The organism is uncultured Psychrosphaera sp. (genome assembly GCF_947500655.1).
Lineage (GTDB): Bacteria > Pseudomonadota > Gammaproteobacteria > Enterobacterales > Alteromonadaceae > Psychrosphaera.
Window position 1 is genome coordinate 34,986 of the sequence record NZ_CANMSK010000016.1, and the last position, 21,269, is coordinate 56,254.

Consider the following 21,269-nt stretch of genomic DNA (forward strand, 5'->3'; position numbering starts at 1 on the left):
ACTGCCACCTCCTTTTAATTTGATAAATATTCAATTAAAACCGTCGAAATTTAACTATTATCACCATAAAGTTCGTTTACGGTTTCTGCCAATATTGCTATGCCGCGTTCTACTGTTTCTGCATTTTGCGCATAGTTGAGTCGAATACATTCTTGAGTATGTGGCCAAGATTGATCTAGGCCTGGGAAAAAGTAATGACCGGATACGATGATCAATCCTTTGGCTTTTAGTTTTTTGTAAAGCTCGTTTGAACTTACAGGTAAGTCTTTAAACCATAACCATAAAAACAAAGCACCTTCGGATTTATGAATTCTGAAATTTTTATTAGGTATTTTTTCTAATAAAAGCTTAATAGTGTCTTTAGATTTTTCTTGGTAAAAAGGTTTAATAATATTATTACTAAGTTCTATGATCTCTTTACTGTTAATCAGAGGATAGACAATTTCTGGTCCAATTCCACCAGGCGATAATGCCATAATACCGGCTAAGTTAGACATTGCTTTTATGATTGTTGGATTCGCGATAACAATACCGCAGCGTGCGCCCGGTAAACCAAATTTAGATAAACTCATACATAAAATAGTATTATTATTGAAGTGGGGTTTTACCTGTTCAAAAATAATATTGGGGAACGGTGTGCCGTAGGCATTATCTATAATTAATGGGATGTTATGCTGCTTTGCTAATACGTCTAACTTATCTATTTCATCATTGGTTAATACGTTACCAGTCGGATTTGTTGGTCTTGAAACACATATAGCTGCAATATCGTCAGTTATGGTTAAGGCATCAAAGTCGACATTGTATTTAAACATTTGTTCGGGCAGTTCAGTTATTTTAGGCTGAATCGCAACAAAAGCATCTTCAGACACACTGGCGTCAGCATAGCCAATGTATTCAGGCGCAAGTGGAAACAGTACTTTCTTCTTTTTACCTTGAGCAAAGTCGCCAGCCAGTAAATTGAAAAGGTAAAAGAAAGCACTCTGGCTACCATTAGTTAGTATTATATTGTCTGTGGTTAAATCCCAGTCATATAAGTCATTAAATAAATCGGCTATTGCGGCAATAAATTTATCTTTGCCTTTTGGGCCATCATAACTGCCTAAGCTTTCAATTAAGGCTCCTTGATTTAACAGCTCTTGCATTATTTCGGTTAATCTTTTTTCAATAGCTGGAATTGATGCCGGGTTTCCACCGCCTAGCATCAATAGCTCTTCACCACTATTTGCACCTTCATTCAGATCATCCATTAATTCAGTGATACCCGAGTGCTGTGTGAATTTATTTCCAAAAATGGAGTAAGGCATAAACAAGGTTCCGAAATAATAAGCGTTATAAAATAATACAATTGGTATAAGTAGTTGATATAAAAAGGAAGTTGGAATAAACATACTTCCTAATGAAATACTCAGGTGAAGTATATATTTAATACTGATAATTTTTTTAACTAAATTTACTTTTTATGTGATTGTAGGTTCTGAATAAACTAATAAATGAAAAGCAAATAACATGTTGGATTAATATGTATAAGCTATAGGGGTTGGCTTTTATGATCTTGATCAAAACGTACATTGTTTATTAACTTTATACTCCTGCGCTTTATTAATTCATGCAACTGGCTTGTACCCAGTTCTATGTATGGAGTGTACATACCAGTGTCTAATTTTACCCAGTCTTCACCAGCCCAAACTTCTCAGCTTTTCACGCCAGAATTACTTTCTCCTGCTGGCAGTTTAAAGAATATGCGTTATGCCTTTGCTTATGGTGCTGATGCCGTTTATGCAGGACAGCCTCGTTATAGTTTACGTGTACGCAATAATGAATTTGACCTAGACAATCTTGCAATAGCGATTAATGAAGCACATGAGTTAGGTAAAAAATTCTATGTAGTTTCAAATATCGCACCACACAATGCCAAGGTACATTCGTATTTACGAGATATTGAACCTGTTATAGCCATGAATCCTGATGCACTTATTATGTCAGATCCGGGTTTAATTATGTTGGTACGTGACAAATGGCCTGACATGCCAATTCATTTGTCAGTGCAAGCCAATGCAGTTAATTACGCTAGTGTTTTATTTTGGGCTAAGCAGGGCATTGAACGAGTTATTCTATCTCGTGAATTGTCACTAGAGGAAATTGCTGAAATTCGCGAATTATGCCCTGACACAGAGCTTGAAATTTTTGTGCATGGGGCTTTATGCATGGCTTATTCTGGCCGTTGTTTACTTTCTGGTTACATTAATAAGCGCGATCCCAATCAAGGTACTTGTACTAATTCATGCCGCTGGAGCTACGATGTAAAACCGGGGACGGAAAATGAAACTGGTGAAATGGTCCATAAGTTTGACCCTAAATCTGTTATTCCAACACTAGGTGAAGGCCGTCCAAGTGATGAAATTGTAATGCTAGAAGAGCAAGAGCGACCGGGTGAATACATGCCTGCGTTTGAAGATGAACATGGTACTTACATCATGAATTCAAAAGACTTACGTGCAGTTCAATACGTAGAGCAATTAACAAAAATGGGCGTGCACAGCTTAAAAATAGAAGGGCGAACTAAGTCTTTTTATTATGTAGCTCGCACCGCACAAGTGTATAGAAAGGCAATTGATGACGCTGTAGCAGGTCGTCCGTTTGATACTAACTTGTTTAAAACGTTAGAGAACTTAGCACATCGTGGTTACACCGAAGGCTTCTTAAAGCGTCACGCTCATCAAGATTATCAAAACTACGAATACGGTCATTCTGTGTCAGATAAACAGCAATTTGTCGGCGAGGTTCTAGGTCGTCATGCTAATGGGCTAGTGGAAATTGATGTTAAAAATAAGTTTTGTACAGGTCACTCATTAGAGTTAATGACGCCACAAGGTAATATAAGTTTTGTTCTTGATTTTATGGAGAATAAAAATGGTGAGAGCATTACAGACGCCAAAGGATCTGGCCATATTGTAAAAATCCCTCTACCTGACAATATCAATATAGAATACGCTATTTTAATGCGTAACTTAGATGAAGGCCAAGATACTCGCAACCCGTTTAAGCAAGCTGTGGTTTAAGTTATGGCGTTACTTATTAATAAAAAATGCATTAATTGCGATATGTGTATGCCGGAATGCCCAAATGATGCAATTTATATGGGCGCTAAGATATTTGAAATTAACCCAGATAAATGCACTGAATGTGTTGGTCATTACGATAAACCAACGTGCGTGAGCGTGTGTCCAATTGACTGTATAAAACCAGATTTGAATAGAGTAGAAAGTTTGGATGAGCTTGCTGAGAAGTACGTGCGGTTAACGTCGTAATTATATAAAAATTGATAACTCTATTATTCAGATTTATTTAAAAACGGTTTTAGTAACAGTAAACCCTCTCTCATTTTTTCTTCGCTTTGCCCTGCAAAGCCTAGGCGAATGTATTTGTCTTGATCATTGCTTTTATTTAAGTGGAAAGCATGTTCAGCTAGTAAGAAAATACCGTTTTGTTTTACTTGTTGCTCAACCTTTTTTGCATTTTTACCAATGTTTACCCATAAGGCCATACCGCCTGCGGGGATCGAGAATTCTACATGCAAGCCTTCATCGGAAAATTCATTCAGTTGGTCTATCATATATTGGCGTCTTTTTTTATAAAGGCGAGTAGACTTTCTTAAGTGGCGTTCAAATCCTCCATCTTTCATCCATCTGGCAACTGCATCTTGCAGCAACACGTTCACTTTGTGATTGATTAAGGTTCGGTAATTGACAAGATGAGTACTAAGAGACTTATCTACGGCAATAATGCCTAATCGAACTCCTGGGAACATGATCTTAGAAAAGCTAGAAAGATAAATCACTAAACCAGAAGGATCGTTTGCTGCCATTGGTGCTAATGGCTGACTGTTATAGTGGAACTCATGATCATAGTCATCTTCAATAATAGCAATGTTATGTTGCTGCGCTAATTGATAAATAACCTTACGCTTACTCATTGATAGAGTCGTTGTTGTAGGGTATTGATGCAAAGGTGTGAGATATAACAAACGAATATTGTTTTGTTCAATCAGCGTTTTAAAGTGCTCTACATCAATGCCATCATCTGTTTGATTTACCGAAATTAACTGTGCTCCAGCGCTTTCAAAAGCTGACCAAGCAGGTTGGTAACCTAAACTTTCCACTGCTACTTTATCGCCTGTTTTAATTAATACTTGTGAAATAATGTACAAGGCTTCCTGTGTTCCATTAACCACAACTATTTCTTTATCAGTGATGGATCTCACTCTACGTAAATAAGTACTAACTTCTTTGATAAAAGGTTTAAATCCATTTTGGTCGCCGTAATTCAAATCCTCTATAGCTGGCCGATTTAAGGCTTCATTCATAAAGCTTTTGAATTCCTTAAATGGGAATAAATCAATGTCTGGATTACCGCCTGCAAAGTTAAAAGGACTTCGGCTTGCAGGTTCAGATACTTCCTTGTGATTTTCTTTAATTAAACGCCATTGATGTTTATCAGTACATGTAGATTTAGATAGAGGTAAGCTTTTATTTGTATTTTTAGACGAATATATAGGTAAGTTTTCAGCAACCCGATAACCTAGTCTTTGTTGCGTTTCTACCCAACCTTGTGCAACCAATTCATTGTATGCGGCCATTATCGTATGGCGATTCACATCTAATTGTGCGGCGAGTGTTCGAGCCGATGGTAGTTTTTCTCCAGCAGTAACATGACTTTCTTCAATACTATGACGGATAGCTTGAGCTATTTTTAAATACAACTTGCTACCTGAATTGGAGGAACTATCTAACGTCAAATTTAGGGTTTTCATTTTACCAACACCTTGGTCTATATATTTTGTTAAAACTGGTTGTTGTTTTTATACCACAAGTGGAGAAAATACAGGCCTATTTTTAGAAGTTCAACGTCTAAGGTCATAAATATGTTTGCCCCTAAACCAGTCACATTAAGCACAGAAAAAGTAACGTTAAAGCCATTAACCATGGAACACCTTGATGACTACTATAAAGCAGGTGCCTTTCCTGACTTATGGTGTTGGGTTCTACCTAATCAATGTGAGTCTAAATCACAAGCTGAAACTTGGTTACTGCATTTACAAAAATTGGTAGAACAAGAACAACATGTGGTTTTTGCTATTTTTGATAATCACAGTGATGAATTTGTTGGTAGTACTCAGTACTGCTCTATCGTTAAGGCGGATCGAAGTTTGGAAATTGGCTTTACCTTTATCACGCCAAAATACCAGCGTAGTTACATTAATACACATGCAAAGTATTGTTTATTAAAGCATGCCTTTGAAGAATTAAATGCTATTAGAGTTCAGTTTAAAACCGACGAAAGGAATGATAAGTCTCGTAATGCAATAGGTCGGCTGGGTGCCAAATTTGAAGGTGTCCTTCGCCATCAGCGTATTCTGCCTGACGGTAATTTTAGAAACACGGCATTGTATTCGATTATTAACACTGAATGGCAAGCCGTTAAGCAGTCATTAATGTCGAAAATGCATATAGCAATGAAGACAAAGTAAACGGGAGTTAACTTATGTACATACCTAAAGTATTTGAGCAGACAGATATAAACCAATTAGAAAGTATTATTGTTAACTACCCATTTGCCAGTTTGGTTACTCAGTCAAAAAATGGTTTAGAAGTTAATCATTTACCTCTGTTTCTCGATAAATCGGCAGGTAAATATGCATTACAAGGACACATTGCTAAAGCGAACAAACTTTGGAAAGTGCTCAAAGACAAGCCTGAAGTGTTAGTGGTTTTTCATGGCCCCAATTGTTATATATCGCCCAATTATTATCCAACTAAAAAAGAAGATGGACGAGCTGTGCCTACGTGGAACTATGTTGCAGTTCATGTAAAAGGGCAGCTGTTTTTCAGTGACGATGCTGAATTTAAACTTGAAATGCTGAATAATTTAACCTTTCAGCATGAACAAAAACAAAGTCAACCTTGGTCAATAAATGATGCGCCTGAGGAATACATTGAAAGAATGTTACCTGCGATTGTTGGCTTAAAAATAGAAGTGTCAGAAATAACAGGCCAATCAAAGATAAGCCAAAACCAACCAGAAGTTAATCAACAAGGCATTGTTGATGGCTTAAGCGCAAAAAAACAAGAGGCTGCATCTGCAATCGCGGATTTGATTAAAGTTAACAAAACTTAGGATTAACCTAACGCTGTTAGTTATTTTTTGATTTTTTAAGTAACGCAAACATATAGCTGTATGCGTATACCGCGGTAAAGAAAATACTAGGTGCGACTGTTAGCAGTAAGTTTGGTGTTTGGTTGGCTAAGTTAATGGTTATAACCAAAATGGATTGCACAGTAATTGGGATGATAGGTGCGAATAATGTACCGGCTATTTTTTTGTCATTAAGATATAAAGCGGATTGATTAATTACATTGTTAAGGCTTTGCTTTATAGCAATATTTTGCGGTGTTTTTGAATGGAACTTACAAATAATAGGCGTGATAAACGCTAAAGATACATAACTTAGTTTATATTTATTTACTACTTTTTCTAAGATAAGAGTAAAAAATAGAGTAACAAAGCCACTATAAGAACCTTGCACTATTGCTGATTGCAACGTCATTGCACTGGAAATATCATCTGCACTATTTGCCCAATAAGCCCAGCCAAAATAAAATACAAACGAGACAATGCCAGATAATATAAGACGGCTATTCAATTTCTTTTCCTTTTATAAAAACACTTTCATTGTTTGCTGTTCGATGTTGTTTCATTAATTCAATTGGTATTAAGCATAGTAGAACTTAAGGCTACATTATATTATGAATAGTTAAGGCGCCAAGTCTAGTAATGAATAAGTAATAATGATGGAAGTAAAATAAAAAATGCCGACTAATCGGCATTTTTAAAACTATTTAGCGAGTAAGAAACTAAACGCTTAGGTTATTAAATTTATCCCAAGGGCCTTTAATAGCTAAGGTTTTAGTCGGTGAATAAATATTAACAAATAAGGTTGAACCGTCAGGAGAAAAGCACGCACCGGCTAACTCAGTTTGCATGATTAAACGTGCAAAGTTATATAATGACCCATCTGGCGTTACGCCTCTAAGGTGATTGTCTACAATTGCCGTGTATTGATCTTCACATACGATAAGATGACCAAAAGGCGTTACTGTTAGGTTGTCTCCAAAGTTGTATAAAGATTTATCTTCACTTTCTAAAAACAACTGTAAACGGCCTGGATTGGTACTTTCGTTAGTTTCTCCTTCATTAATTGAAGGACGGTAACGCATAACTTGACCCAACTGCTTTTCTCCGCCATTGGTACAGCAAAAATAAAGTTCTTGATCGCCCCAATGAACACCTTCACCACGAGCAAATAATGCAGCACCTTCTTTATAACCACGTAAGCGTAAATCGTCTTCAGGACTTTCAGGGTTAGTTAAATTAATCCACTCAGTATCATGCCATTCTTGATGTTTCATTACTGGCGTTTCCCAATTACGGGTGTCGTAACTTGGCTTATTTTTTATGACTAAAGCCTGTAGCTGACCACCTTTGTGCAATTGTCCGCTTACTTTTGGAATAAAGCGGTAGAACAAACTGTCGCCACGATCTTCAGTAAGGTAAACAATCCCTGTACGTGGGTCTACAGCAGCCGCTTCATGATTAAAGCGCCCCATCTCTTTAAGTGGAACTGGGTTAATTAATCCTGTAGCAGTGGCTGGAACTTCAAAAATATAACCATGATCTTTAGAGAAACCATCACCTGCTTTTGTTACAGACTCTTCACAAGTTAACCATGTATTCCAAGGGGTAATTCCACCTGAACAGTTTCTAATTGTGCCAACTAAAGATAAAAATTCGTTCTCTATTTTTTGTGTTTTAAGATTATAAACTAAGTTACTTGTACCGCCAGCTAAAGCAATACCTTCTTCCGTTTGGTCATAGGCTAAATCGGTTTTGTGTTGTTGGATTTTAGCCGGTTGTTTACTTAAATCACTAGGTTTAAGTTCATGGTTACGTACCAAGACAACTCGGTCTTCATCAAGAGGCAAACAACCCATACCGTCGGCTTTATCAGGTACAGGGAAACCATCAGTCATGGTATTGCCTAACTCAGATATAATTTGATATTCGAAGCCAGCAGGTAGGTCTAAGATTTCGTTAGGATCTGTAATTAGAGGGCCGAAGCCTTTAACAATTGTATTAGTGCCTGTAGCTTGATTTTTACCAAGTATACTTACAGCTAAACCGCTAAATGCCAAAGCGCCTGCGCCAATTAAAAAACGTCTTCTGGTAACCATAATTACTTCCCACTATCTTTAATGTTTTTCAGAATAAACTGACTTGAATTTAAGCAATATTGTAATATACCTCATATCTAGCTGAGTTATAACACAACAAAAGTAGACACAATAATATGTTCTTTTGATGACTGATTTATTACCGGTGGATAGAAAATAGCATTGTTCAAATGTATTTTTTACATATATATCCCAATCTCTTTATCAAAGAAAAAAGATATAACGAGTCTAAAGTGTAGGACTCATAACAAGGACGTTATAAAAAGCTCTACACTCAATCATCACCTTAACTTTTTTTACAGCTTCCTACCTCAATGTTGTCCTGTGAATTATCAATTAGATCATTTGCTATTATCGTAAGCGTTTGTTCACCGGATGATTCATTATCTCCAAAGGTAGAGGACTGTTTTCTTGCGTAAACTTGGCTAGTATTAATGAGGCGATTACCGAGCACTTGATATTTGCTTGTAGATGTTTGTTCCATTTCAAGACTAAAAAATACATAAGCACTACCACTTCCTGAAAATGTTAATTCGCTTTCTATTGGTACGCCTTGGCTATCTACTACAAGTCGATATTGACCTTCAAATTCATCAACATAGCCTCTAGCTTCTTTTCCTGTGATCACGCTTTCAAGTGGCACGTCAAATTGTAACTCAGTTGCAGATCCGCCTTGATGTTTTATTTGTTTTTCAGCAGCAAGCTTAGCTTTATTTATAAAACGTAATAGAGAAGAAGCCGATGACATTTTTTCTAAAATATCTGAGCTTTCAATACGAGACATAGCGCTTAAAGTTGGAGTGCTGGCATCTTCATTTTGTTCCTTTTGAGTTTCTTCTTTTGCTATTTTATCTAGAATGTCTTTGTTGTAGGTTATTTCTAGGCCGTTATGATTATAACTTAAAGGTAGCGAAATGAGTCCATGTTCGCTTTTGGTGTCCTTTTCGTCATTATCATCTTCGCTTTTCCCTCTACTTTCTGTGTGGACAGAGGTAAATTGAACATTAAGTGCAGAGTCGCCATTTAAATTGGCTAATACGGACTTAACATTGCTTAATGTATCGGCATTAACAGAGAAGTTAATTGATATAAGGATAGATGAGACAATTAATAGTTCACGAGTGGTAAATTTCATAGCTAACAAATATATTTCAATAAAAATAAAACATCAGAATTCATTAGCCATGAATAAAAGTCAAACCTATCTTTGTAAATAAATGTATTAGTTATTAATGATAACGCAGCTCTTGTACCTTGCCCCAAAATACCCGATATGAATATGCGGTGTACATTAGTATGGTTGGTATAACGATAACGGCGCCGTACATTAAAAAGTTTAATGCCTCTGGTGCAGCGACAGCCTGCCAAATAGTTAATTGATTAGGCACAATATAAGGGAAGAAACTAAAGCCTAACCCTGCAAAGCTTAATGTAAATATTAAAATGCAGAGTAAGAAGGGTAAGCCTGCGCCAGTGTGTGGATCTTTTTGTAAGCGATTTAATAACATAAATGCGATGGCAAATAAGGCGGCGCAGACTATTGGAATTGGCATCAAAAATAAGATGTTAGGGAAGGTAAACCACTTAACGTAAATCTCGGGATTAAATAATAAGTTAGTCGCCGATACCGTTGCGATACCAATAAAGGCAATAACCAAAGTACGTTTAGCAATTTTGATAGATTTTAACTGTAACTCACCTTCGGTTTTCATTACTAACCAAGTGGCACCAATAAAACAATACGCACAGCTCACACCAATGGCGCTTAATAAGGCAAATAAGTAGCCAGACAAAGAAGTATCAAACCCGTTTACATACATGCCTAACATATAACCTTGAGTTAACGCAGCCAGTAAAGATCCTAACTTAAATAACTTGTTCCAAGTGGGGCGATGGCTAAAGGAAGCTTTAGCACGAAAATCAAAAGCCACACCGCGCAAAATAAGCCCAATCAACATAAAAGTTGCGGGTAAATATAATGCTTTGAGTGTCAGGCTATGTGCCGCAGGAAAAGCAATAAGTAACAAACCAATTGCCAAGACTAACCATGTTTCGTTGGCGTCCCAAAATGGCCCGATTGATGCCACCATAATGTCAGCGTGTTCTGGATTGTTAGTGGGCAATAACATACCCACTCCTAAGTCATATCCGTCTAAAATGGCATACATTAAGACTGACAATCCCATTAAACCGACAAATATAACGGCGAGCGTATCTTGATCAAACATCTGTATTCTCCACTTTGTTGTCGAGGTTTTTGGTTACTGTGCTATTAAGTAAAATGTTGTCTGCTTGATTTTCCTTATCTGATATTTCCTCTATTTCTACTGCTCTACGTGCCATTACAAAAATTGTATGTAAATAAGCACATAACAAACCAAAGTAGACAATAGAGTATAGAGCCAAAGAAAGAGCTACGTTTTCTGGGGCTATGTCTGTGGCTGCTTCTTTAGCGGTTAACACGCCGGAAACAATATAAGGCTGACGACCAATCTCGGTTACATACCAACCTGCCAATGTGGCTATCCAACCGGAAAAACTCATGGCTACAAGCACCTTAAGCATCCAAGGTGGTAACTCATTACGTTTAAATAAAGTAATGCGCGTGACCCAAGCCACTAAGATCATAAATAAACCAAGACCGACCATAACCCTAAATGAGTAAAATACGGGCTTCACTGGAGGATGCTTACCAACAAATTCGTTTAAGCCTTTTATTTCGCCGTCTGCATCGTGAGTTAAAATTAAACTAGCCAGGTTAGGTATGCCAATTTCAAAATGATTGCTACGTGTTTCTTCATCAGGAATGGCGAACAATAATAAAGGTGCGCCTTTTTCAGTTTCCCAAACACCTTCCATAGCCGCAATTTTCTGTGGCTGATGTTCTAATGTGTTTAAGCCATGCAAGTCGCCAATAAAAGCCTGTAATGGCGTTAGTATTACCGCAGCGGTTAAGGCAACTTTAAGCGTCATTTTGGGCGCTCGTTTGTTATCTCCACGTAATAAACGATAGGCACTTATACCAGCAATTAAAAACGAAGCCGTTATTGCTGAGGCGACAAGCACATGGAAAAACCGATATGGAAATGATGGATTAAAAATAATCGCAAACCAGTCGGTTGGAATAACCACACCATCACGAATTTCAAAACCTGTGGGGGTTTGCATCCAAGAATTTAGTGATAAAATCCAAAAGGCTGACATGGTTGTACCAAAGGCTACAATAGCTGTGGCAAGCGTGTGGATTTTAGGAGGTACGCGTTTTATACCAAATAACATAATACCTAAAAATGTGGCTTCTAAGAAAAAGGCAGTTAACACTTCGTAACCCAGTAAAGGTCCTGCCACATTACCTACTTTCTCCATAAATCCGGGCCAGTTTGTACCAAATTGGAATGACATGGTAATGCCACTTACTACGCCAAGAGCAAAGGTTAAGGCGAATATTTTCACCCAAAAACGATATGCTCGCATCCAAATTGGATCGGCTGTTTGGTCAAAACGTATTTTGAAAAATAGTAAAAACCAACACAGGGCAATGGTGATGGTTGGAAATAAAATATGGAAACTAATGTTGGTTGCAAATTGAATTCGAGATAACAAGAACGTGTCTAACATATTGGCCTCGGTCATTTTAAAAATGATAAGATTATTTAATGTTTATCTAGCGCTTTATTTATGTTTACCAGCGCATTTTTACTAACTCATTACTTATTAGAGTTAAGCAGCTTGTCTTTCATATCTAATACTTTGCCAACGCCGGCACCTAGTTTCATCAATGTTTTTAGCTTTTCTGGACTCATGTTTTGTAACTCACTAGCCCACAAAGTGACAGACTCTAGTAAGTCATGTATTTCATGCATTTTTTCTTGTGCATATTCTTCTTGCTGGTTAGCTGGTTGATCTAAAATGCTAGACCGCAATAACGACAGAGTAGGGTCCATCTCGCGTTTTCTGCGTTCTTCAAATACGCGAGTCGCTAAATCCCAAATACTGCCAGCAGGAGAATAGTAATCTTTTCTATCACCAGGAATATGTTGTACTTGGATTAATCGCCAAGACTGTAATTCTTTAATTCCCATGCTTACGTTGCCACGAGAAATATTTAATGTTTCAGCAAGTTCGTTAGCACTGACTGGATTTTCGCTAACAATAAGCAAACCAATCATCTGACCAACCGTGCGGTTAAATCCCCAACGGCTACCCATTTCTCCACAATGCATAACAAATGATTCTAATTTTGGACTAAGTAACATAATAAACCTTTTAAAGTTTCAGTAATTTCTGAAACTTTAAAAGTAAAATTGATATAGATCAAGTTTTATATTAAAAATTGTCATTTTATTTCTATTTAGTGAGGGATGATTGTGCAGTATTTTTATATATGTAGTGGATTAAATACAAAAGGCTAGGAAAACTAGCCCTTTGTATTTAGTTTTATAGAGCCCTTAAAAAATCTATTGAAAAGGCTCCTAACAAAAAGAGTCTGTAATAAACTAATTAAAACTCAATCTGTATTCCAATGGATGGAATTGGGGTATTTGGGAATTCATATGAAGGATCTCTTTGTGTGTAATCTTCATTGTAATCATAGCCAGCTAAACTTTGTTGACCGTAAACATTTAGCACTTCAAAATATAGATTAGTTTCTTGTCCCCACCATTGAGTACGGTAATCAAGACGAACATCTAAACGATGAAAATCATCTAGGCGTTGCTCATTTATATCACCTTCAATTGGGTCGTAAAAAATAGGTTCTTGGCTACTATCAGGCTCATTGTTAACTAAAGGATAAATTGGCGTAGCACCATTGATTGGGGTATACAAAGCACCGCTTTGAAAACGCCAGCGACCGCCAAATTGCCAGTTCTCATTAATTTCGTAATTACTCACTAAGTTGATGATCCATGGTTTATCAAATTCATAATTAAATTCGTCACCAGTTAACTCATTTTTACGCTCTGTTTTACTATAAGCTATGCTCAACCAGCCGTACCAGTTATTAGAAATCGCTTTGTTTAACAAAAACTCGACTCCGTAGGCACTACCAACGCCGGCATTTAAATAGTTATCAGCTTGTACTAAGTCATTTTCAATTGCCGTTGTTGATTCGGTCAAAGACGTTGTTTGTTGAGACGGATTACTCACAATTAAGTCGTCCATATCTTTGTAGTAGGTTTCTATGCGCCAAGCCCAATCTGAGTCACCTTCGTATTCGATACCAAATACATAATGTTCAGCGGTAACTTGATCCAAGTTTAAGCTGCCAAAGGTTTCAGATAAGTATTTGTATTCTCTGAACCACTGGTGGTGTTGACCGTATGCGAACTTTAACCCGTAATCATCAAAAGCTTGCCACTTCAGCATAACTCTTGGCTCAGCAATAGTTTCATCATTAAAGTCATTAGTGTTTACTGCACCACCTAAACGCAGAAGAACTGTATCTGACAAATCCCAGTCGTAATCAGCAAACAAGGTCATAAAGCTAATGTCTATTTCAGCCTCTTCAGAAGCGGTAGGAGCGAAGTAGCTTGGTGCACAAACTTCAAATTCATTATTACAAGGCGAGCTTTTTCCAGTCACCGCATAGTCTATATTTTGTTGTCTAAATTCAAAGCCTGAATTTAACGAGCCATTCTCTAGTAACTGACTATTTAGGATTTTAAACATATTGTCGGTGGTAATTGCATTCAGCTCAATTATCTGACCGACAAAGAAGTCTGAGTTACGCACTAAACGATTAAGGAATACTTGGGTTTGGCCAAAGTCAGACTCATTGGTCCAAACAATACTTTGGTTGTCGTAGTAAGTTTCAAATCCAATACCGCCTGTTAGTTCTGGGTTTTTCTTTACTTGATCTGATTCATCAGAGAACAATAATTCAACATCATCATTTGCTCCTGTGGCTTGCACTACAATTGTATTATTGTCGTCAAGGTAATTGATGTATTTGAATTGGTAATCGTTATTGATAGGTGCTTGGGTAAATTTAAAATCTTCGTCATCTAAAAATGCATCTATATAAATATGGATCAAGCTTTGTCTGGCAGCTAAATAAAATGCCGACGAGTCTGTGAGTTTAGATTCAATCAATAAGCCTGTACGTAAAAAACTAAAGTCAGCGACACCGCTAAAGTCTTTAATTTCTGGGTCTCTTAATTTAGTGTCGATAACACCACCAATAGCGTCAGAAAAGCCAGATTCCCAAGCGCCGGTTTTAAGCTCAAAACTTTTAATTAAATTAGGATGAAAGCTACTGTAACTGTCGTTGTGAAATACATAACCCACTGGTACGCCGTCGGTTTGATAATACATATCATCTGGTGAGCTGCCTCTTACTGCAGGTGCAAACCCATTTGCCAGTACAACACCCGGTAAGCTTTCTATTGCTCTAATTGGGTCGTTACCTGCACCAGGTACTTTTAATATTTTGTCTGAGCTTAATGCAATACCCGAGTCTCTGCTGCCTATAACACGAATTGTTTCAGGCGGACGGCCTACACTCGTTAATGTTGGTGAAGCAGTTAAAGGTTGTTCAACCTTTATTTCTGTTGTTGACACATCAGTCTCTGGGCTTGTTTCTATCGTCCTAGCGTCAGTCGCATTAGCCGTCAATGGTAATAGACTAACTATTAAAAGTGGGGTAAATGATAAATATCGCAAAACACATCCTATTATAATTACGTGGTTTATTTTGTTCGTCTGTCACCTTATACGTTAAATGTGACAAAATGGATCTTTTCTTAATTCAAAATGTTAACATGCATAAAATATTAAGGTATCAAATAATAGCAACAGAATGTAACGCCATTTAACTGCTATTTATATTAAAAGAATTGGAAATTAAATGTCTCACTTGTGTATTTATCATAAAAGTTGCCCAGACGGGTTTGGCGCAGCGTTAGCTGTAAACGTATTTTTGCAACGCGAACATAGCGAAGATGAACACGAATGGTTACCTGCTCGCCACGATGATGACGCGCCAGATGTAACGGGCAAACATGTTTACATAGTGGATTTTGCTTACGATAGAGAAACTCTAATTAAAATGCATGCACAAGCTGCATCGTTAATTGTTATCGACCATCACAAAACAGCACAAGCTGCATTGGAAGGGTTAGATTTTTGCCAATTTGATATGAGCAAAAGTGGCGCTTATTTAGCGTGGGAATATTTTAATCCTGAGTTACCTGTGCCTAAATTAATAGCTTATATTCAAGATCGTGATATTTGGCAGTGGAAATTACCAGATAGCAAAGAGTTCTCTGCCGGTTTACAACTTATGGAAATGAGCTTTGAAACTTGGAGTGAGTTACTAACGGACGAAGCTGTGTTGCCAATTATAGAGCAGGGCAGAACTATCTTAACTTACCAACAAATGGAAATTAAACGCGCGATGAAGAAAACGCCTGAGATGATCACTTTATGTGGTTATTTAGTGCCGTGCGTGAATACCACAACGCTGATTAGTGATTTAGGTAATGAGTTATGCCAAGGGCATCCTTTTGCTGCTATGTATTTTGAAACAGACACGAAACGTATTTATTCATTACGTTCATCAGAAGATGGAGTTGATGTTTCAGCCATTGCCAATAAGTTTGGCGGCGGTGGTCACTTTAATGCAGCAGGCTTCTCTGTTGAAAAACCAGCGATAACATTCCCTAAAGTAGATTAATTACTTTAACTGTTTAAATAACTGATTTAAACAAACAGATCAAAAAGGCCGCTATTTATACTTTAAATTGCGGCCTTTTTATTTATAGAAAGCTAGTTCTTACAACACAGTCTTTAACAATACGCTTTTAAAACACGCGCTTTAAAAAACAAAGTGCTCGGCATCCAATGCCATCATGCTTTCTGAACCAGCTGTTATACAAGCTGCATGACCTTTCGCTCTAGGTAATATACGGTCAAAATAGAATTGACCCGTTTGTATTTTAGCTAAGTAAAAGTCTTTTTCATCTGTGCCTGCATCTAGTTGTTTCTGTGCACATGCAACCATTTTTGCCCAGTAATAAGCTAAGGTGACATATCCAGAAAACATAAGGTAATCAACTGAAGCTGCGCCTATTTCATCTGGGTTATTTTCTGCCTTTTTACCTATTTCCATTGTGGTTGATTGCCACTCTTTTAAGTAACTTGCTAGTGTTTGGCAGTGACTTGTAAGACTGGGTGTTCCTGCATTATTTTGACAGAAGCTCACTACTTCAGCCGCAAAGCCTTTTAGTAGCTCGCCTTGTGAACCTAATATTTTACGACCTAATAAATCTAACGCCTGAATACCCGTTGTCCCTTCATACAAACAACTGATTTTGGTATCTCGCATTAGCTGCTCCATACCCCATTCTTTGATAAATCCATGACCACCAAATACTTGAATACCATGGCTGGTGGACTCTAAACCAGTTTCGGTTAAAAAAGCTTTTGCAATAGGAGTTAGTAACGCCAGCTTAGCTTCTGCAAGTGCTTTGTGATTGTCATTTTTACTTGCGTGTACGGTATCGACTAATTGCGCTAAATCAGACGCCAATGCTCGGCCTCCTTCAGCAAATGACTTTTGAGTTAGTAACATACGGCGTACATCTGGATGCACTATGATTGGATCTGCGGGGCCATTTGGATTTTTAACACCAGACATAGAACGCATTTGCAACCTGTCTTTAGCGTAAGTTAACGCACCTTGGAATGAAGCTTCAGATGCCGCAACACCTTCATTTGCAACACCTAAACGAGCTGCATTCATAAAGGTAAACATACAATTTAATCCGCGATTAACTTCGCCAATTAAATACCCTTTGGCGTTATCAAAGTTGATCACACAAGTTGCGTTAGCGTTAATCCCCATTTTATGTTCAATAGAGCCACAGTTAACGCCGTTTCTATCTTCTACTGCGCCATTTTCTGTAATATTAAACTTAGGGACTGCAAATAACGAAATACCGCGCGTGCCTTCTGGCGAACCCGGGATACGGGCGATAACGATATGAACGATATTGTCAGAAAGGTCATGTTCCCCAGCTGAGATAAATATTTTGCTACCGTTTAAGCGATAAGAACCGTCCTGATTTAATTCAGCTTTAGTACGTAACATGCCTAAGTCTGTACCACAGTGAGCTTCGGTAAGGCACATAGTACCTGTCCAGCTACCTTCCACTAATTTAGGTAAAAACATTTGTTTTTGCGTGTCAGTACCGTGGGCTAATAACGTGGCTATTGCGCCGTGGCTTAAGCCTGGATACATAGCAAAACTATGATTGGCCGCTGACATCATTTCGCCAATTGCGGTGTTGACTGAATGAGGTAAGTCTTGACCACCAAATTCTTCTGGCAAGGATAGTGTTGGCCATCCACCATCAACATATTGCTGATACGCTTCTTTAAAACCATCCGGTGTGGTGACATTACCGTCTGTCCAAGTACAACCTTGCTCATCGCCAATTTGGTTTAATGGAGCAATAACTTGTTCGGTAAATTTTCCAGCTTCTGACAATATTGCATCAAGCATATCTAAGCTAGCATCTTCATAACCAAGAGTACTGTAGTGCGTTTCACAATCTAACAACTCTTGCATGACAAATTTGTAATCGCGTAAGGGCGCTTTATATTCAGGCATTTCCATTCTCTCAATTTATTGTTATTTAGCTCTGGTCAGACTAGCAGTAAATGGAACTGAATGACAAAGAAAGAAATAGATATTTGTATAAAATTAAGACAATAATGATGTCGATCAAATATTACTTTATTTGCTTGTCGTAAAGTTAAATGTACCTTTGTTGGGATCACTCTATATGTTATTAACTTAGTGAGGATTAAATTGTGTTATCCAAATACCATTTAAATTAGTAAACTCGCCCTGAATTAGTGACAAAGGTGAAGCTATTACCTATATAACAAAGTCATGGTAAATAAGTTTGTTTATTGTTGTATATTTAACTTAGCTATTTGTCTTCTTTGTTGGCGCTGCTGACAGGAATAACAATTAAATTAAAACAACCGTTTGAATTTTCCAGTAAATAAAGTAAATTGTGCAACACTCTGGATACAACAGATATAAAAATTAGAAAAGTGAGTAATTTTAATGAAAGTATTAGTCCCAATAAAACGCGTAATTGACTACAACGTCAAAGTACGTGTTAAAGCCGATAATTCTGATGTTGATTTAACTAACACAAAAATGGCTATTAACCCGTTTTGTGAAATCGCTGTTGAAGAAGCTGTACGTTTAAAAGAAGCTGGCACAGTAACCGAAATCATTGTTGTATCTGTTGGCGATAAAACATGTCAGGAGCAGTTACGAACTGCACTAGCATTAGGAGCTGACCGTGCTATTCAAATTGAAACTGACGAATCGTTAGATGCTCTGAACATAGCAAAACTATTACAAAAAGTAGTTGAAGAAGAACAACCTCAACTGGTTATTTTAGGTAAGCAGTCAATAGACAGCGATAACAACCAAACAGGTCAAATGCTAGCCGCCCTTACTGGGATGTCTCAAGGTACATTTGCATCGGAAGTAGTTGTTGCAGACGGAAAAGTAAACGTAACGCGTGAAGTTGACGGTGGTTTGCAAACATTAGCATTAACTCTTCCTGCGGTTGTGACAACAGACTTACGTTTAAATGAACCTCGTTATGCATCATTACCAAATATAATGAAAGCCAAACGTAAACCTTTAGATGTAAAACCAGCGGCTGATTTTGGTATTAACCTTACAGCTCGTACATCGTTGTTAAAAGTAACACCACCTGCTGAGCGTCAAGCTGGCATTATGGTTGGTTCAATTGATGAATTAATAGAAAAATTGAAGACTGAAGCGAAGGTGATCTCATGAGCATTTTAGTTTACGCAGAACATGATAATACTGAGTTAAAAGCGGATACGCTTAAAACGGTAACGGCTGCATTAAAAATTGGCAGTGATGTACATTTGCTAGTTGCTGGCGCTAATTGCCAATCAGTTGTAGAGCAAGCCGCAAAAGTAACTGGTGTTACAAAAGTATTGGTTGCTGATAACGCAGCTTATGAACATCAACTTGCTGAAAACGTAAGTGCACTTGTATTAGAGTTGGCAGCTGATTACGACACTATTATGGCAACAGCATTAACAACGGGTAAAAACTTTATGCCTCGCGTTGCTGCTTTGTTAGATGTTGCACAAATCTCTGACATCATTGATGTTGAAAGTGCCGATACGTTTGTACGTCCAATCTATGCGGGTAATGCTATCGCTACGGTAAAAAGTTTAGATGTTAAAAAAGTACTTACTGTCCGTGCAACGGCATTTGATGCAGCTGACACAGATGGAAGCGCTGAAGTAGTAACACTTTCAAATGTAACTGACGCTGGTATTTCTAGCCATGTTAAAGATGAATTAACGGTTTCTGCTCGTCCTGATTTAGGCGCTGCAAGTATTGTTATCTCTGGTGGGCGTGGCATGCAAAACGGCGAGAACTTTAAATTGTTAGACGGTATTGCTGATAAGTTAGGCGCGGCTATTGGTGCATCACGTGCAGCGGTTGATGCTGGGTTTGTACCAAATGATATGCAAGTAGGTCAAACGGGTAAAATAGTTGCTCCTGACTTATACATAGCTGTTGGTATCTCAGGTGCAATTCAGCATTTAGCCGGTATGAAAGACTCAAAAGTTATTGTCGCTATTAATAAAGATCCAGAAGCGCCAATTTTCCAAGTAGCAGATTACGGCTTGGAAGCTGACTTATTTGACGCTTTACCAGAGCTAGAAGCTAAATTATAAAATAGCTCCTTATTACGCTTGAATTCAAAAATGATTGACTAAAAAGGCCATTACAAATGGCCTTTTTTTATGCGTGTGTGTATATTTGGCTAAATAAAATAAGAGTGGAAACTCAGGGAGTGAAATGAAACTTATTAAGTTAGTTGGTATGACAGTAGTGGTCATTAGCAGTCTTATTTTTTTGCTTTGGGCTAACTCTTCTTTACAGCCTCAGGTTTGGTCACCAAGTAAAAATCCTCACTTCACCGGCGTGTTTACAAAAAACCATAAATTAGATCAGAGCCAATTGATTTTACAGGATGTCGGGCTTGGTCCTGAAGATATTGTATTAGGTAAAAATGGGCGTTTTTATACGGGTTTTGAAGATGGCCGTATTATTAGTTTTTTGTTGAACAAAGGTGGCCATTCCGATATTCAGTTATTAACTAATACTGGTGGAAGACCACTTGGGATGAAGTTTGATCACGCAGGCAATTTAATTGTAACAGACTCTATAAAAGGTCTATTGTCAGTAGCTGTGGCTGGTGAAACAGCTGGTGAAGTCACAGTACTGGTAGATGCAATAAGTGGCATTAAGATGAAGTTTGTTGATCATTTAGATATTGCTCAAGATGGCACTATTTGGTTTTCAGATGCATCACAGCGTTTTGGTCATGAGCAACTTGCATACGATTTTGTAGAAGTTAGCGCTACAGGACGTTTACTCAGTTATTCCCCAACAACCAAAGAAACCAAAGTTCATATCTCAAATTTGTTTTTTGCCAATGGAGTTGCGCTGGGGCCAAATGATGATTTTGTGTTAATTAACGAAACTGGCAAAGCGCAAATACACCGATTATGGCTAAAAGGCGATAAGCAAGGCACAACTGACATCTTCATTAAAAACTTACCTGGTATGCCTGATAATCTTACGTTTAATGGAAAAGATACTTTTTGGATACCGCTTATAAACCTTAGGGACCCTTTAATCGACGGTTTAGCTCAATATCCATTTATAAGAAAGTTAGCGGGTGGGTTACCGATAACTTGGTTAAAACCAGCTCAGCCGTATGGCTTTGTTATCGGTGTTGATTTAGATGGAAAGGTGATATTTAATCTACAAGGTAGCAATAAGCTCTTTGCTATTACGAGCGTGATTGAATATAAAAATAACTTGGTACTCGGCAGCTTGAAAATGAACAACGCAGCAATAGTTACTTTACCAGAACGTTAGAAAAAACATTG

The 21,269-nt window shown here is 37.6% G+C and carries 18 protein-coding genes; 8 read left to right on the forward strand and 10 right to left on the reverse strand.

The window, feature by feature from the left end; genetic code table 11:
* Window positions 1-50 precede the first annotated feature (50 nt).
* The gene (locus Q0940_RS13090; RefSeq protein WP_299269237.1) at window positions 51-1,307 is read right to left on the reverse strand and encodes a valine--pyruvate transaminase; all 1,257 of its coding nucleotides are present in this window, start codon (window positions 1,305-1,307) and stop codon (window positions 51-53) included.
* A 348-nt stretch (window positions 1,308-1,655) separates the two neighbouring features.
* On the opposite strand from Q0940_RS13090, the gene yegQ reads away from it, so the two are divergent.
* Together yegQ and Q0940_RS13100 are read left to right on the forward strand one after the other, a co-directional pair.
* On the forward strand, window positions 1,656-3,062 hold the full coding sequence (gene yegQ / locus Q0940_RS13095; RefSeq protein ID WP_299269239.1) for a tRNA 5-hydroxyuridine modification protein YegQ: 1,407 nt from the start codon (window positions 1,656-1,658) through the stop codon (window positions 3,060-3,062).
* A 3-nt stretch (window positions 3,063-3,065) separates the two neighbouring features.
* Window positions 3,066-3,311, forward strand: coding sequence for a YfhL family 4Fe-4S dicluster ferredoxin (locus Q0940_RS13100; protein WP_299269241.1), 246 nt, complete (start codon window positions 3,066-3,068; stop codon window positions 3,309-3,311).
* A 23-nt stretch (window positions 3,312-3,334) separates the two neighbouring features.
* On the opposite strand, the gene Q0940_RS13105 is transcribed toward Q0940_RS13100, so the two are convergent.
* On the reverse strand, window positions 3,335-4,813 hold the full coding sequence (locus Q0940_RS13105; RefSeq protein WP_299269243.1) for a PLP-dependent aminotransferase family protein: 1,479 nt from the start codon (window positions 4,811-4,813) through the stop codon (window positions 3,335-3,337).
* Between the two features lie 111 nt (window positions 4,814-4,924).
* Between Q0940_RS13105 and Q0940_RS13110 the strand changes: the two genes are divergently transcribed.
* Both Q0940_RS13110 and Q0940_RS13115 read left to right on the forward strand, forming a co-directional pair.
* Window positions 4,925-5,530: a GNAT family protein gene (locus tag Q0940_RS13110; protein ID WP_299269245.1), complete on the forward strand. Its 606-nt coding sequence runs from the start codon at window positions 4,925-4,927 to the stop codon at window positions 5,528-5,530.
* A 14-nt stretch (window positions 5,531-5,544) separates the two neighbouring features.
* Window positions 5,545-6,177: an FMN-binding negative transcriptional regulator gene (locus Q0940_RS13115; RefSeq protein WP_299269247.1), complete on the forward strand. Its 633-nt coding sequence runs from the start codon at window positions 5,545-5,547 to the stop codon at window positions 6,175-6,177.
* A gap of 16 nt (window positions 6,178-6,193) precedes the next feature.
* Here the strand turns inward: Q0940_RS13115 and Q0940_RS13120 are convergent, their stop codons facing one another.
* The 7 genes from Q0940_RS13120 to Q0940_RS13150 form a co-directional block, all read right to left on the reverse strand.
* Window positions 6,194-6,703 carry a hypothetical protein gene (locus tag Q0940_RS13120; RefSeq protein ID WP_299269249.1) on the reverse strand — a complete coding sequence of 170 codons (510 nt, stop codon included), beginning with the start codon at window positions 6,701-6,703 and terminating at the stop codon, window positions 6,194-6,196.
* A gap of 211 nt (window positions 6,704-6,914) precedes the next feature.
* On the reverse strand, window positions 6,915-8,291 hold the full coding sequence (locus Q0940_RS13125; RefSeq protein ID WP_299269251.1) for an alkaline phosphatase PhoX: 1,377 nt from the start codon (window positions 8,289-8,291) through the stop codon (window positions 6,915-6,917).
* Between the two features lie 286 nt (window positions 8,292-8,577).
* Window positions 8,578-9,426 (reverse strand): hypothetical protein, encoded by an 849-nt coding sequence (locus tag Q0940_RS13130; RefSeq protein WP_299269253.1) that lies wholly within the window; start codon window positions 9,424-9,426, stop codon window positions 8,578-8,580.
* Window positions 9,427-9,520: 94 nt separating this feature from the next.
* Window positions 9,521-10,519 carry a cytochrome d ubiquinol oxidase subunit II gene (gene cydB / locus Q0940_RS13135; protein ID WP_299269255.1) on the reverse strand — a complete coding sequence of 333 codons (999 nt, stop codon included), beginning with the start codon at window positions 10,517-10,519 and terminating at the stop codon, window positions 9,521-9,523.
* Window positions 10,512-11,909, reverse strand: a complete 1,398-nt coding sequence (locus Q0940_RS13140) for a cytochrome ubiquinol oxidase subunit I (RefSeq protein ID WP_299269256.1) — start codon at window positions 11,907-11,909, stop codon at window positions 10,512-10,514. The genes cydB and Q0940_RS13140 overlap by 8 nt, the downstream gene beginning before the upstream one ends.
* 89 nt (window positions 11,910-11,998) lie before the next feature.
* Window positions 11,999-12,547 carry a MarR family transcriptional regulator gene (locus Q0940_RS13145; RefSeq protein WP_299269258.1) on the reverse strand — a complete coding sequence of 183 codons (549 nt, stop codon included), beginning with the start codon at window positions 12,545-12,547 and terminating at the stop codon, window positions 11,999-12,001.
* A 244-nt stretch (window positions 12,548-12,791) separates the two neighbouring features.
* Complete coding sequence (locus tag Q0940_RS13150; RefSeq protein WP_299269260.1) at window positions 12,792-14,954, reverse strand: hypothetical protein; 2,163 nt, start codon at window positions 14,952-14,954, stop codon at window positions 12,792-12,794.
* 184 nt (window positions 14,955-15,138) lie between these two features.
* On the opposite strand from Q0940_RS13150, the gene Q0940_RS13155 reads away from it, so the two are divergent.
* Complete coding sequence (locus Q0940_RS13155; RefSeq protein WP_299269262.1) at window positions 15,139-15,966, forward strand: DHHA1 domain-containing protein; 828 nt, start codon at window positions 15,139-15,141, stop codon at window positions 15,964-15,966.
* Window positions 15,967-16,107: 141 nt separating this feature from the next.
* On the opposite strand, the gene Q0940_RS13160 is transcribed toward Q0940_RS13155, so the two are convergent.
* Window positions 16,108-17,904: an acyl-CoA dehydrogenase C-terminal domain-containing protein gene (locus tag Q0940_RS13160; RefSeq protein WP_299269264.1), complete on the reverse strand. Its 1,797-nt coding sequence runs from the start codon at window positions 17,902-17,904 to the stop codon at window positions 16,108-16,110.
* 465 nt (window positions 17,905-18,369) lie between these two features.
* Between Q0940_RS13160 and Q0940_RS13165 the strand changes: the two genes are divergently transcribed.
* The 3 genes from Q0940_RS13165 to Q0940_RS13175 all read left to right on the forward strand — a co-directional run bounded on the left by Q0940_RS13165 (window position 18,370) and on the right by Q0940_RS13175 (window position 21,258).
* Window positions 18,370-19,122, forward strand: a complete 753-nt coding sequence (locus Q0940_RS13165; protein WP_299269266.1) for an electron transfer flavoprotein subunit beta/FixA family protein — start codon at window positions 18,370-18,372, stop codon at window positions 19,120-19,122.
* Window positions 19,119-20,045, forward strand: a complete 927-nt coding sequence (locus tag Q0940_RS13170; protein WP_299269268.1) for an FAD-binding protein — start codon at window positions 19,119-19,121, stop codon at window positions 20,043-20,045. Before Q0940_RS13165 ends, Q0940_RS13170 begins: the two co-directional genes overlap by 4 nt.
* Before the next feature lie 124 nt (window positions 20,046-20,169).
* Window positions 20,170-21,258 (forward strand): strictosidine synthase, encoded by a 1,089-nt coding sequence (locus Q0940_RS13175; RefSeq protein WP_299269270.1) that lies wholly within the window; start codon window positions 20,170-20,172, stop codon window positions 21,256-21,258.
* Window positions 21,259-21,269 lie beyond the last annotated feature (11 nt).